This is a genomic window from Hydrogenobaculum sp. 3684 (genome assembly GCF_000213785.1).
In the GTDB taxonomy this organism is placed as follows: domain Bacteria; phylum Aquificota; class Aquificia; order Aquificales; family Aquificaceae; genus Hydrogenobaculum.
In genome coordinates, this window is record NC_015557.1 from 782,397 (window position 1) to 795,922 (window position 13,526).

The 13,526-nt window shown below is 34.5% G+C and carries 18 protein-coding genes; 11 read left to right on the plus strand and 7 right to left on the minus strand.

Translation table 11 applies throughout. From position 1 onward, the window contains the following. Positions 1-72 precede the first annotated feature (72 nt). The 10 genes from rdgB to miaB are packed head-to-tail and all read left to right on the plus strand — an operon-like array spanning position 73 to position 7,111. The gene (gene rdgB / locus HYD3684_RS04215) at positions 73-708 is read left to right on the plus strand and encodes an RdgB/HAM1 family non-canonical purine NTP pyrophosphatase (protein WP_015419439.1); all 636 of its coding nucleotides are present in this window, start codon (positions 73-75) and stop codon (positions 706-708) included. 1 nt (position 709) lies between these two features. Then, entirely contained in the window at positions 710-889 is a 180-nt protein-coding gene (locus tag HYD3684_RS04220) for a hypothetical protein (protein WP_015419440.1), read from the plus strand. After that, complete coding sequence (locus HYD3684_RS04225; RefSeq protein WP_015419441.1) at positions 882-1,820, plus strand: FAD-dependent oxidoreductase; 939 nt, start codon at positions 882-884, stop codon at positions 1,818-1,820. The genes HYD3684_RS04220 and HYD3684_RS04225 overlap by 8 nt, the downstream gene beginning before the upstream one ends. After that, entirely contained in the window at positions 1,817-1,960 is a 144-nt protein-coding gene (locus HYD3684_RS08395; RefSeq protein ID WP_015471355.1) for a hypothetical protein, read from the plus strand. The genes HYD3684_RS04225 and HYD3684_RS08395 overlap by 4 nt, the downstream gene beginning before the upstream one ends. Positions 1,961-1,985: 25 nt before the next feature. Continuing rightward, entirely contained in the window at positions 1,986-2,138 is a 153-nt protein-coding gene (locus HYD3684_RS08270) for an EAL domain-containing protein (protein ID WP_083807482.1), read from the plus strand. After that, a complete protein-coding gene (locus HYD3684_RS04230) occupies positions 2,138-2,758 on the plus strand; it encodes a riboflavin synthase (protein WP_015419442.1) in 621 nt (206 codons plus the stop codon). The genes HYD3684_RS08270 and HYD3684_RS04230 overlap by 1 nt, the downstream gene beginning before the upstream one ends. Positions 2,759-2,765: 7 nt before the next feature. After that, positions 2,766-3,380: a TetR/AcrR family transcriptional regulator gene (locus HYD3684_RS04235; RefSeq protein ID WP_015419443.1), complete on the plus strand. Its 615-nt coding sequence runs from the start codon at positions 2,766-2,768 to the stop codon at positions 3,378-3,380. Beyond that, positions 3,377-4,630 (plus strand): TolC family protein, encoded by a 1,254-nt coding sequence (locus HYD3684_RS04240; protein WP_015419444.1) that lies wholly within the window; start codon positions 3,377-3,379, stop codon positions 4,628-4,630. Before HYD3684_RS04235 ends, HYD3684_RS04240 begins: the two co-directional genes overlap by 4 nt. Then, the gene (locus HYD3684_RS04245; RefSeq protein ID WP_015419445.1) at positions 4,617-5,756 is read left to right on the plus strand and encodes an HlyD family secretion protein; all 1,140 of its coding nucleotides are present in this window, start codon (positions 4,617-4,619) and stop codon (positions 5,754-5,756) included. Before HYD3684_RS04240 ends, HYD3684_RS04245 begins: the two co-directional genes overlap by 14 nt. Positions 5,757-5,803: 47 nt before the next feature. Continuing rightward, positions 5,804-7,111: a tRNA (N6-isopentenyl adenosine(37)-C2)-methylthiotransferase MiaB gene (gene miaB / locus HYD3684_RS04250; protein ID WP_015419446.1), complete on the plus strand. Its 1,308-nt coding sequence runs from the start codon at positions 5,804-5,806 to the stop codon at positions 7,109-7,111. On the opposite strand, the gene HYD3684_RS04255 is transcribed toward miaB, so the two are convergent. Genes HYD3684_RS04255 through HYD3684_RS04285 form a run of 7 tightly spaced genes read right to left on the minus strand, consistent with a single transcriptional unit; the run spans position 7,082 to position 13,058 of the window. Continuing rightward, on the minus strand, positions 7,082-7,909 hold the full coding sequence (locus HYD3684_RS04255) for a CinA family protein (RefSeq protein ID WP_015419447.1): 828 nt from the start codon (positions 7,907-7,909) through the stop codon (positions 7,082-7,084). The genes miaB and HYD3684_RS04255 overlap by 30 nt on opposite strands. After that, positions 7,906-9,642: a penicillin-binding protein 2 gene (locus HYD3684_RS04260; protein ID WP_015419448.1), complete on the minus strand. Its 1,737-nt coding sequence runs from the start codon at positions 9,640-9,642 to the stop codon at positions 7,906-7,908. Before HYD3684_RS04260 ends, HYD3684_RS04255 begins: the two co-directional genes overlap by 4 nt. Next, positions 9,639-9,881 (minus strand): hypothetical protein, encoded by a 243-nt coding sequence (locus HYD3684_RS04265; RefSeq protein ID WP_237698573.1) that lies wholly within the window; start codon positions 9,879-9,881, stop codon positions 9,639-9,641. Before HYD3684_RS04265 ends, HYD3684_RS04260 begins: the two co-directional genes overlap by 4 nt. Further along, positions 9,862-10,752 (minus strand): 16S rRNA (cytosine(1402)-N(4))-methyltransferase RsmH, encoded by an 891-nt coding sequence (gene rsmH, locus HYD3684_RS04270; RefSeq protein ID WP_015419450.1) that lies wholly within the window; start codon positions 10,750-10,752, stop codon positions 9,862-9,864. The genes HYD3684_RS04265 and rsmH overlap by 20 nt, the downstream gene beginning before the upstream one ends. After that, positions 10,745-11,674, minus strand: a complete 930-nt coding sequence (locus tag HYD3684_RS04275) for a histone deacetylase (protein WP_015419451.1) — start codon at positions 11,672-11,674, stop codon at positions 10,745-10,747. Before HYD3684_RS04275 ends, rsmH begins: the two co-directional genes overlap by 8 nt. Beyond that, on the minus strand, positions 11,671-12,438 hold the full coding sequence (gene rph / locus HYD3684_RS04280) for a ribonuclease PH (protein ID WP_015419452.1): 768 nt from the start codon (positions 12,436-12,438) through the stop codon (positions 11,671-11,673). Before rph ends, HYD3684_RS04275 begins: the two co-directional genes overlap by 4 nt. A gap of 8 nt (positions 12,439-12,446) precedes the next feature. Further along, positions 12,447-13,058, minus strand: a complete 612-nt coding sequence (locus HYD3684_RS04285; protein WP_015419453.1) for an alpha/beta hydrolase — start codon at positions 13,056-13,058, stop codon at positions 12,447-12,449. 171 nt (positions 13,059-13,229) lie between these two features. Here HYD3684_RS04285 and groES point away from each other — a divergent pair, with 171 nt between their 5' ends. Further along, positions 13,230-13,520: a co-chaperone GroES gene (gene groES, locus HYD3684_RS04290; RefSeq protein ID WP_015419454.1), complete on the plus strand. Its 291-nt coding sequence runs from the start codon at positions 13,230-13,232 to the stop codon at positions 13,518-13,520. Positions 13,521-13,526 lie beyond the last annotated feature (6 nt).

The window sequence follows — 13,526 nt, forward strand, 5'->3', positions numbered from 1 at the left end:
TTTATTATAAAGCAATTTGTGTAAGAAAGTAAAAAGTGTACAGGTCATAAAATTTTATTATAAAATCATATTATGAAGTTAATGATTTGTACATCAAACAAAAAAAAGTTTGAAGAAATAAGCTCAATCTTAGAGTCCCTAAAAAAAGATGAAAATCTAGATTTAGAATTTGTAAAACCACCTAAAGAACTAGAGGTAGAAGAATATGCAAATACATTTTTATCAAACGCTCATCTGAAAGCCAAAGCCTATTACAATGCGTTTGGTATACCAGCCTTAGCAGATGACTCTGGACTTGTGGTAGATGCTTTCAGTGATAATTTAGAAAGGCCAGGTGTTTATTCTGCGAGATTTTACAAAGATAGTTTTGGATCTCATATCCTAAAAGAAGAAGATTTTAAGCTTTCAAAAGATGAGCTAAACAATCTCAAAGTTTTAAGGCTTTTAGAAAAAGAAGAAAATAGAAAAGCAAAATTTGTAAGCGTTGTTGCAATAGTTTTATCGAACAACTACGGCATATTTGGAGAAGGGGAGCTAAAAGGATATATAGCAAAAGAACCTTTTGGAAATTTTGGTTTTGGTTATGATCCTATCTTTATACCAGAAGGATATAACACCACATTGGCAAACATAGAAAACAAAGACAAAATATCTCACAGAAGAAAAGCGTTAGAAGCTGTATTTTTTATGTTAAAAAAAATGTTATAATATGAGTGTGGATACATTTTTTTTAGGTATTATAGCTATTTGTATGGTGGTTATTACGATATTTTGGATTGTTATAGCAAGCTCTATATTGTTGTTATTAAAGAGGTTAAAAGATATGACGTATCTTGCCAGCTTGTTGGCTAATCTTGTAACTTATATAAGGAGGGACAAAGATGAATAAACAGCTTGTGATAATAGGTGGAGGGCCATCTGGTGTTGCAGCTTCCATATACGCAGCTAGAAAGAAGATGGATTTTGTGCTTGTTACAAAGGACATAGGTGGTCAGATATTGACCTCTGGGGATATAGAAAATTATATGGGCTTTAAAAATATAGACGGTATTAGCTTTGTACAAAGACTTGTAGAACAACTTGAATATTTGGAAGTATCTCCTTTGTACGCTGAGGTAATTGATTTTAAAGCTTTAAAAGAACATGATTTTTCTATATCTTTATCAAATGAGCTCACAATAAAAGCTGAAAACGTTTTAATATGCACCGGCGCTGATCATAAAAAGCTTGGTGTAAAAGGTGAGCAAGAGGGGATAGGCAAAGGTGTATCTTATTGTTATACCTGTGATGCACCTTTTTACAAAAACAAAAAAGTTATAGTAGTGGGTGGTGGTAATTCTGGATTTGAGGCCGCAGAGCAACTTGCAAATTACGCATCTTCTATAACGATAATTGAATATACAGATAGATTTAAAGCTGACGAAACCATTCAAAACAAAGTTTTAAAAAATGAGAAGGTAAAAGCCCTAACAAACCATAGAGTGCTTGAGATATACGTAGATAAAAATATAGGCGTAACAGGTGTTAAATTAGAGGATATGAAAAACGGCAAAACATACGATTTTGAAACTGATGGTGTTTTTGTAGAAATCGGTACAAAGCCAAACACCGAGCTTTTCATAAACACTGGTATAAAGCTAAACAAATGGGGTGAGATAATCATAGATCAAAACAATAGAACGTCTTTGCTTGGGGCTTATGCAGCAGGAGATTGTACCAACATATTTGCAAAGCAGATAATAACCGCTGCCGGCGAAGGGGCAAAGGCTCTTCTTAGTATTTATCACGATATTACATATGGTGTAAGTTCGTCGATATGAACAAAGAAAGGCTACCTTTAAGTTTATTGGCGCTTTACAAGGAAACTTTTATAAGCTCTGTTGGATGTCTGGAGGAAATAGGTAGAAAATTAGTAGTCTACAGCGAAAGGGAAAACAAAAGACATAGTAAAGTTAGATAGGTTCTTTTTAAGAGAGGGTAAAGACATGATATCTTGGGTAGTTGAAGGGCTTAAAAGTTCAGGCTACAAAATACTTATAGAAGGCGTTGAAACAGAAGAAGACGTCAAGTTTATAGATAAGTTACAGCCCGATTTTGTTCAAGGCTTTTACTATGGAAAGCCTATAGGAGAAATTTGATGTTTACTGGGCTTATAGAAGAAATAGGTTTTATAGTTTCAATATCAAAAGCCGAAAACACAAGAATCTGTGTAAAATCCTCTTTGGAAGTAAAAATAGGAGATAGCGTATCTGTAAACGGTGCTTGCCTTACTGTTATAAAGAAGCTAGATAACGGTTTTTGCTTTGACGTATCACCAGAAACTATGATTAGGACAAATCTTAAATATCTAAAACCCAACGATCCAGTTAATCTCGAAAGGTCTATGATAGCTGGCGTTTCGAGGTTAGACGGTCATATTGTCCTTGGACACGTTGATTTTGTCTCAAATATTAAAAGCATAAAAAATTTAGGAGAGCATAGAGAGTTAGATATATATATACCATCTTCTTATAAATTGATGGTGGTTCCAAAAGGATCAATAGCTGTAGACGGCATAAGCCTTACAATCAACTATGTTTTTGAAGATTTTATAAGGATAAACATAATACCTCACACTTGGGAAAATACGAATCTATACGCTAAGAAAACCGGAGACTATGTAAACATTGAAACAGATATAATAGGTAAATATGTAGCCAGATATATGGAAAATTATGACAAATCAACTCTTGACAAATTCATGAACGGTTTGTTATAATTAAAATATGGTTGACGAGTCAGTAAGTAAATTGAAAGAAGAAGAGCTAAACAGCAAAGGCAAAAACAGAAAAAAAAGAAAAGCCTTAGAGACAAAGCAGGCCATAGTGGAAGCTGGCATAAAGCTTTTTTATGATAAGGGTTTTACAAAAACAAAAATATCCGACATCACTGAAAAGGCTAACGTAGCTCACGGCACTTTTTACGTATACTTTAAATCCAAAGAGGACTTTTTTATAAGCATATTGACGATGTCTAGAAAAGAGCTTTTAGAAAATGCCGATGAAGCAATAAAGCTTGCCAGCGAAGGTAAGATAGAAGAGGCAAAGAAAATGTTTTTTATAGAAGGTTTTTCCAAAATGATTCAGAAAAGTAAGCTATTTGGAGTGCTTTTGTTTGAAGGAATGTGCACCGACGATAGGTTTAAGCAGTTTTACAAAGAAGGTAGGTTTATCTCTTTAGATAAGATGAAAAAAATTCTTAATCTATGCGGTATAGAAGGAGATTACAAAGCCCACATGCTTATAGGACTTTCAAAACATCTTCTTGAAATATACATATTCACAGGACAAGATCCAAAACCAATATGGCAAGACGCTCTTAAAAATCTTGGGATATTATGAGAAAATTTGTTTTTGGTATCTTGGCTTTAGCACAGATTTCTTTTGGTATAAGCCTTAAAGAAGCTATAGATTCCGCTTTAAAATACAACACAGATGTCTTATACCAAAAGCTAAACACAAAAATAGCTTCCGAAAAGAAAAAAGAGGCCTTTGGAAACTTTTTGCCGAGCTTAGATTTTAACGCCAATGCAAATGTAGGAAACAAACTAGCTATACCAGAAGGTCCCACTAGCTTTGTATTCCAAAAGGGACATTTTAGTCAATGGAATTTTGGATTAAAACAAGTTTTGTTTGATATGCCTAGCTTTTACAAATATAAAATATCAAAAGACGATCTAAACGCTCAAAAGTATATGCTTACGGCAGTTAAAACTGATGTGAAGATAGAAGTCATAGATACATATGTAAATGCACTTATAAAGAAAAAGCTCATAGAAGTGGACAAAAAGGAAATAAAGGATTACGAAAGGCATCTTTACAACGTAGAGCAAATGTACAAACAGGGTCTTGTAGCTTTTAAAGATATATTGCAAACAAAGGTAAAACTAAATCAAGCAAAAGAAAAATTAGCAAAAGACGAGGGAGAATACAAAGTATATATCCAGAAACTCTCAAACCTTGTAGGAAGGCCAGTGCATCGTTTGAAGGAAATAAATTACATATCAAACCCGCTTGGCAAATACAATTTAAACCAACTTATCGACATAGCTTTAAAAAATAGAGTCATACTAAAATACGGTAAAACACTTATAAAAAAAGCCAAAGACTACCAAGCTTTAGTGAAATCTACATATCTTCCAAAAGCCTACGTTGAAGCAAGGTATGGATATTCTGATGAGATACCTGGATTACCTTATTATCAAGACTTAGTGAGTGCCGGAGTTTATTGGAGAATGTTTGGTGGCTTAAAAAGATTTCATGAAGTACATCAAGCGTTTTTAGCTTATAAACAAGCTTTAACAAACTATAAAAAATTGGAGAACGATGTAAAGCTGCAAGTTACATCTTCTTATGAGGAACTTAAAACTGCAGAAAAAGACATAGCACTAGCAAATTCTGAATTAAAAGATGCAAAAGAGCACTACAAAATAGCTTCTGAAAAATACAAAGCGGGGCTTGGCACAAACACAGATGTTATAGACGCTGAAGATTATCTTACAAAGGCAAGAACAGATGTGGTAAATAGTAGATATTTTTACGCTTTATCAGTATACAAACTCATAGAGGTGGTAGCTTATGGACAGAAATAAAAAGATTGGTATAGCCGTATTGGTAATACTTATTGTTATATTCTCAGTAGTTGCCTTTAAATGGATATACTACAGGATCACACATGCGGTTTCCGATGCAGTGTTTGTGGAAGCAAACACCTTTACAGATGTAGCTTACAGAAGAGATAGTGGAAGAATTATAAAACTATTCAAAAAAGAGGGAGACAAAGTCCTAAAAGGCGAACCTTTGGCGAAAATTGACGATACAGATTATAAATTAGAGTATAAAGCTTTAAAGTATCAGATTAAAGAGCTTGAGAGCGAAATAAACCTTTATAAAATCCAAAGGGATAGGCTTTTAGTAGGTACAGGACTGGAGGCTCAAGCTAATCTGTATAGAACTATGGAAGCTACTCAAAATATGCAATCTATTATGAACAAAGTAAAAGCTTTAGATGCAAAGATATCTTTAGTGAATAAAGACTATCATAGATTTCACAAACTTTATAAAGACGGCGTTATATCAAGACATGCTTTTGAAGAAAAAGAGACAGAGCTTAAAAACCTTCTAAACGAAAAAAACGCATTGTTAAATCAAGCTAACGCCATGGCTTCTTTATCAAAAGCCCAAAACCTAGGGGTAGCTATTGCCCAAAACAACCAAAAAGAAGCCAAAGAACTAACCCAAAAAATAAAAGCCACAGAAAACCAGATAAAATCCCTAGAAGCAAAACTTCAAAATGTGTCTGATATGATAGCCGAAACGGAACTTACCAGTCCTATATCGGGGTATATAGTAAAAAAGTTTGTAAGTGTGGGCGATATAGTAAGACCAGGCCAACCAATATATGCTGTATATGATCCAAAATCTGTATATGTGCTCGATATAATAGACGAGACAAAGCTACACGGTATAAAGAAAGGATGTTTGGTACACATACACATAGATGCCTTACCAAACGAACATTACGAAGGTGTAGTATCTGAGATTTTAAGAGCATCCGCTGCTAAATTCGCACTCATACCAAGAGACATCACAGCAGGAGAGTTTACAAAGGTAGCTCAAAGAATACCGGTCAAAATCAAAATTACAAAGGGCAATATCAACCTTTTAAGGGTAGGATATAGCGGTGAAGTGGCTATAGATAGATGTGCCAATCATTGATTTATTTCATTTTAATAAATAGATTTTAAGCTTATAATTATTGGACTATGAAATACTTTATAAAAACTTACGGCTGTCAGATGAATATAAACGATTCTGAGAAAATAAAAGGTATTTTACAAACACAAGGGTATGAACCTGCTACAAAAGAAGAAGATGCCGATTTGGTTATATTAAACACATGCACCATAAGGGAAAAACCAGATCAAAAAGTTTGGTCTCATCTTGGAGAGATTAAAAAGTTAAAATCTAAAAATCCAAATGTAAAAATAGGTGTCTGTGGATGTATGGCCCAAAGAGCAGGATATGAAATAGCTTCAAAAATGCCTTTTATAGATTTGGTATTTGGCACTAAAAACATACACCATATACCCAAACTTTTGGAAGATGTGAAGCTTGGCAACAGAGCAATAGAAATATTGGAAGAAGAAGACCCTTTAGAAAACATACTAGATTCTTATCCTACCGTAAGAGATAACAGCTACTGTGCTTATGTTACTATAATGAGAGGCTGCGACAAAGAATGCACTTACTGCGTGGTACCTTTTACAAGGGGTAAAGAAAGAAGCAGGAACCCTCAAAGTATTTTAGATGAGGTAAAATCCCTTGTAGATAGCGGTGTTATGGAAATACACCTAATAGGTCAAAATGTTACCGCTTACGGCAAAGATATCGGTTACCCTTTTTATAAGCTTTTAGAAAACATATCAAAAATAGAAGGCGTAAAAAGAATAAGATTTACCACAGGTCATCCTATAGATATGACAGACGATATTATAGAGACAATGGCAAGCCTTCCAAATATGGTAAACCATTTACACCTTCCGTTCCAAGCAGGCTCAGATAGGATATTAGAGCTTATGAAAAGAAACTATACAAAGGCTTACTATCTAAATAGGATAGAAAAACTAAAAGCTAAAATAAAAGATATAACTTTCTCTACAGATGTCATCATAGGTTTTCCCACAGAAACAGAAGAGGACTTCCAGCATACTTTAGATGTAGTGCAAACTGTCGAGTTTGAGCAAGTGTTTTCTTTTAAATATTCAAAACGCCCAAATACACCTGCATACTATATGGAAGATGATCTAACAGATGAAATAAAAACAGACAGGATGAAAAGACTCTTAGAAATTCAAAAAGCAATAACCTCAAAGCTTATGAGAAGATATGAAAATACTATTCAAAAAGTGCTTGTAGAGGACAAAAAAGAAAACACATACATAGGAAGGACTACCACAAACGTATGGTGCAACATCACATCTTCACAAGATCTATTAGGAAAAGAGGTTGAAGTGCTTATCACAAAGGCTGGCTTCCAAAGTTTAGACGGTGTAGTTCAAAACATCCTTTAAAAGTTTAAACAATATAAAAGCCGTTGTTTGTCTTCTATTGGTATTGCGATCAGATTTAAACGTGTAGTTGTATACAAGTATATCTTCATCTGTGCCTATAGCCATATAGGTAAGGCCTTGAGGTTTAAACTCGCTACCCCCAGGACCAGCTATACCACTAACTGCAATCGATATATCAGCATCAGAGTACTCAAGAGCTCCAAGGGCCATCGCCCTTACCACTTCTTCTGAAACTGCCCCGTATTTTTCTATAAGATTTTTGTTTACGTTTAAAAAATTTACTTTAAAATCGTTAGAATAAACTACAAAGCCTCCTAAGAATACCGAAGATGAACCAGCCACGTTCACAAGGCTTGAACTTATCATACCGGCGGTGCAACTTTCAGCACAAACAAGAGTTTTTGATTTGTCTTTCAAAGTCTTTATAACCGTTTCCTCTATGCTTTCGTAAATATCTGTATATATATAATCTTTGTATTTTTCTTTTAAAAGCCTAAATACTTCGCTTTCTTCTGTAAAAATATCAAATCCAAATGGCGTTTGTCTTATATAACAATCCTTTAACTGCTCTAAATATTTATCCAAGTAAAACAATCTAAGTACCAGCGGTTTTTGTCTTACTTCCAAATTTAACAATTTATCCCAATCTAACGGATTGTAGTTTTCCTTGTTTATAATTATATAGTTTTTGGCTTCTGAAGAAATTATATAACCTTTTTCAAATAGATATTTTTGAAGTCTTTCAAAGTAATCATCATAACAAACAACATCTTCAAAGATAACGTTTATAAAATTCATTTGCTTTGTTCTGCCTTATCAGGTTTTATGGCGTAATAAAAGCTTATTCTATCGACTAATTCTTTAAAATAAGGTGCAGACACACTACCGCCCCAAGCGAGAGCTCCATTTTTAGGATGTGGGTCATATGCAACAATGACAGCAGAAAACCTTGGGTTTGATACTGGGAAAAAACCTGCAAAAACCGCTACCACTTTTCTCCAAGAGTAATGACCAGTTTTGAAGTTAAATATTTGAGAAGTTCCCGTTTTACCAGCTATTGTAAAATGGTTTGATTTTGCAGCAGTGCCAGTACCTTTTTCTACAACTTGCTCTAAAGCGTAGTGAAGCCAGTCTATGGTGCTCTGCGGATATATATTTTTATGGATCACGTCCACATGCTCATGGTATATTACTTGCCCTAATGGGTTCACAATCTTTCTTATTATATGTGGCTTTAGAAGATTGTCAGTTGCCAATGCTGCATAGCCATTTGCCAAATTCAAAGCGTTTACCGCAATACTTTGTCCTATAGTGGCAAACATACGGTTTATAGGATAATAAAAGTTTGGCAATATACCAGCTTGCTCACCAGGTATTATATTGTAAGGTTTTACCAGGTGAAATAGATTTACTACGTTTTCAGCGTCTTCTCTAGTAAGATGAGAGGCCACTTTCATAGCACATACGTTGCTTGATACAACAAGAATTTGAGACATCGTAAGTATACCGTTGTGTTCTACGTCTGTTACTATGTGGCCGTAAAAATCCCCTCTACCACCGTTGGCATTGCAAGTTTCCCCCCTGTGGATATAACCTTTTGCCATGGCATATCCTAAGAAAAAGGGCTTCATAACAGAACCGGGCTCAAAAACATCTGTAACCGCAGAATTTCGCCAATCTCTTTGTGGATAGTTGTAATAATCATTTGGATCAAAGTCTGGATATGTAGCCATACCAAGTATGTTTCCATTCCTCACATCTTCTACTACTATAGCCACCCGCCTTGGATTAAACTCTTTAACTATCTGATTTTTTATATCCTCCACTATAGATTGAACACCCATATCTATAGTTAGATATACATCGCTTTGGGTACCGGTATCTTGAATGGACAATGGTTTTAAAACCATCTTACCTTCTTTTGGAGCAAATATCGTCATCACCTCTATTGGTTTACCGCCTAAATATTTGTTTAAAGCGTACTCCATCCCATCAAGACCTTTTCCGTCCCATCCTACAAAGCCTATTAGGTTGGAAGCTACGTTGTGATTTGGATAAAACCTCTTAAAATCGCTCTGCACTCCCACGCCTTTAGAGTTGTTTGTATCAAGTATTGCTTGTTCTACTAGCCCTTTGTCAGATTGTGAAACATGTCTTGCTATCCATACAAATCTTTCTTTAGAGTTTAAGGTATTTAATATTTGAAATTGCGGCAATCCTAATATTTTTGAAAGTTTGTCTGCTAGTTCTTGTTTGTTTTGTATTAACTTTGGAAACGCATATATAGAAATAGTAGGCAAGCTTATAGCTAAAGGTTGACCGTTTTTATCCAATATAGAGCCTCTATAAGAAGTTATCTTTATAATACGTCCTTTTGGAAAATCTGCTAAAACTTTTTTAACGTAGTTTTCACCAGCTATAACCTGTATATAAAAAGCTCTTGCCAATACCAAAAAGTACAATGCAAATATTAAAAATATTACAAGTTTTAACTTCTTCTCAGATTTTACCGTCAGACCTTGAGCTTTCATGGGTTAAGAAATGTTATATCGTTCCATGAAACCGGTTGGTAATTTTTACCTTCAGCAAAGTCTTTAACAGAATAATAATTGATTTTGTTTGTTATGTAGGCTTCTAGTTGTAGGTTTTCAGCTTTTAAATCTTTTATCTTCACTACCATCTTAGCCTGTTTGTAATGCTCGTATTTTACATAACTAGAATAAAGTATATTTAATATCAAAAGCAAAAAACTAACTATCAAAAGCTTCATCCTTCTTTTCATTATAGCATAACTTTGCGCAACGTAACTTTGCTGATCTAGCTCTTTTGTTGCAAAGTAACTCCTCATAAGAAGGTGTTATCGGCTTTTTAGAGCAAATTTTAAGTCTATCGGCGTTGTTTTTTATAAATTCTTTCACAAGCCTATCTTCCAAAGAATGGAATGATATAAAAGCAAATTTAGAGCCCTCTTTTGCAAAATCTAAAAGTTTTGACAGAGCTATCTTTATATCCTCTAATTCGTTGTTTACCTCTATCCTAAGAGCTTGAAACACTTTTGTGGCGGGATTGATTTTGCTATATTTGTATGGATAACAAGATGATACTATATCTGCCAGCTCTTTTGTGGTCTCTATAGGTTTTTTCTTTCTTTTCTCTACTATAGATCTTGCTATTTTTTTTGACAGCCTTTCTTCACCGTACTTATAAAACATATCAGCCAACTCTTTTTCTTTATAGGTATTTATTACAATATAAGCTGTTTTTTGTTGCCTTTTATCCATTCTCATATCAAGAAAATCTTCCCTTTGAAATGAAAAACCCTCCTCCTCGTCAAGCTGTAAAGACGATACACCAAAATCAAAAAGGATAGAGTCAAAATACAATAAGCCCTCTTCTTTTAGCACAATATCAAAATCTTTAAAAGAACCATGATAAAATACCGCATTAAAACCTTTTAGCTTCTCTTTGGCTATTTCAATGGCGTTTTCGTCCTTGTCTATGCCTATTAAAAACGTATCCTTACAAACTTCTAAAAGCGCTTTTGCATGACCACCAAGACCTAAAGTAGCATCTATATGTATCTTTGGACAAGGATTTGAAAGAAAATCTGTAACTTCTTTTAAAAGAACGCTTTTATGCATTTACCATGTTGAATAACGTATCTAATATTCCTTGAGCGGTAGCATTGTAGTTGTATCCTCCTTCCAACGTTGCTACAACTGGTACATTAAGTTCCTTTGCTGCATTTATAAGTATATTGGTAATCTCTTTTATACCTTGCGAAGTAACCCTCATAGGACCAAGCGGGTCATCTTCGTGTAAATCGTACCCGGCACTTATTAGTAGTATATCTGGTTTAAAAGCTCTAAAACTTTCTGAAAATTTTGTCTGGTATACCTCTATATAAGTTTCATCGCCAGTGCCAGCCCTTAGCGGTACATTTAACGTGGTGCCAAGACCTTCTCCAAAGCCTTTTTCATCTGCTGCGCCGGTACCTGGATAAAAAGGATAGCAATGGGTAGAAAACAAAAACACAGAACCGTCCTCATAAAAAATATGCTGTGTACCATTTGGATGATGCACATCAAAATCTGCTATATAAACTTTCTTGTATCCAAGGTTTTGGGCTTTTCTTGCACCTATAGCTACGTTGTTAAAAATGCAAAAACCCATCGCTTTAGCATATTCAGCGTGATGACCAGGTGGTCTTACCAAGCAAAAAGCAGCTTCTTGCTTAGCGTCTTTTATATCCTCTATAGCCTTTAAAATAGCACCGGCTGCCATCATTGCCACATCGTAGCTATATTGATAAACGTAAGTATCTGGATCTAAATATCCACCACCTTTTTTACAAAATTCGTATATCTCCTGTATATAATAAGTGTCGTGTATCTTTGATACCTCTTCCACCGTAGCTTTTCTAGGCTTTTCAAAAGATAAAACATTTTTTATGTCAGATTTATAAATATATTCTAAAGCTACTTTCAATCTGGTGGCATTTTCTGGATGTTTTGGCTCATCATGAAGAAGATATATATCATCATAATACAAAGCTGTTTTCATAGCTTAGCCTCCTTAACGCTTTTCCTCTTCCAAAGATTTATAGAGGGCATTTTTTCATAAAAAACATTTTGAAGCTCTACTATTTGTTTCAGACTTTCCAATCCAAGATCCAACATAGCTTCAAACTCCTTCCTCGTGTAAGTAGCCTCTTCTCCCAAAGAATGTATCTCCACTATCTCACCGCTCCCAGTTGCTACTATAGTCATATCTACAGCGGCATTTGAATCTTCTTCAAAATCAAGGTCAAGCATCAGTTGATTGTTTACTATTCCCACAGATACAGCTCCTACTGTATCTCTTATTGGCACAGAGTTTATAAGCTTCTGTTCGTTTAACTTTATTATAGCATCAGTCATAGCTATAAAAGCGCCCACTACTGAAGCGGTTCTTGTACCGCCATCTGCTTGTATAACATCACAATCTATCCATATGGTTCTTTCACCTATTTTTGTAAGGTCTATAACAGCTCTCATAGCCCTTCCTATCATTCTTTGGATCTCGTGTGTTCTTCCGCCTATTTTGCCAGTCACCGATTCTCTCATATTTCTTGTGGCTGTGGCCCTTGGCAACATAGAATATTCTGCCGTTATCCATCCTTGGTTTTTGCCTTTTAAAAAAGGTGGCACGCTATCGGCTATAGACGCTGTACATATCACCCTTGTATTACCAAACTCTACCAAACAAGAGCCCTCTGCATGTATATTGAAGTCTCTTTGAATCCTTATGGGTCTTAATTCGTCAAGTTTTCTATTGTTTTTCCTCATACTTTATATTATAACTCTTTTAGTACTTGTATATTAGGAAAATGCCCACCTTTATACAAAAATATATCTATTTTCCCATTTAATTCCTTTGTTTTATAAGCTTCTTGCATAGGTACCACAATGTCATTTTCTCCTTGTATAAGCTTAATAGGAATATCAAGATTCTTTACAGCTTCTCTCAAATCAAGGTTTATATATTCTTCAAGTATACTTAAAGCTATATCTTTTATTGGATACTCACCGTTAAACTCAGAATGATAGGCGTTCTTTCTAAATTCTTTTATACCTTTGTAAAAATCTTTCTTCATAGTCCTTATAAAAGCCGAAATCGTAATTTTATCGTGGGCTTCTTTAAAATAAGGACTAAAGCCTATAAGCCTAAGACTTGTTACGTTTTTCAAGCGTTGTGTTAACATAATTCCCAAAGAAGCACCCATAGACCAACCTATAATCTCTACGCTTTTATAATCCTTTAGTACCTTACTATAAAAGGAGCCTGCTTCTTCAAGAGAATTTATAGCGTTTCCATGCCCTGGCAATTCCAAGTTAATATCTTCTTCTTTTGATATACAACTAAATACACTATTGTCAAAACCCCAACCGTGTATAAACACTCTCACATTTTTATTATATCAAAATTTTAAGTTTTTACAATAACTTACAATAACTTAATATATTTATGCTAATTAAAGTTGAGTAAGATATTATCAGAAAGTATTATAAAACACTTGACAAATTACAAAAAAGTTAATATAATTTTTTATAGAAAAACTTAGAAGGAGGTACTAAGCATGAAGTTGAAACCGATTTACGACAAGATTGTTGTAAAGCGCATGGAAGAAAAGGAACAAAAAACACCGTCTGGTATCATAATACCAGATACGGCTAAAGAAAAGCCTCAAGTAGGTGAGGTAATAGCAGTGGGTAGCGGAAAAGTTCTAAACAACGGTGAAATAAGACCGTTGGCTGTAAAGGTGGGTGATAAAGTTCTTTTCAACAAATATGCCGGCACAGAAGTAGAGTTGGACGGCGAAAAATATCTTGTAATGGCCGAAGACGAAGTATTGGCTATAATTGAATAATTTAAA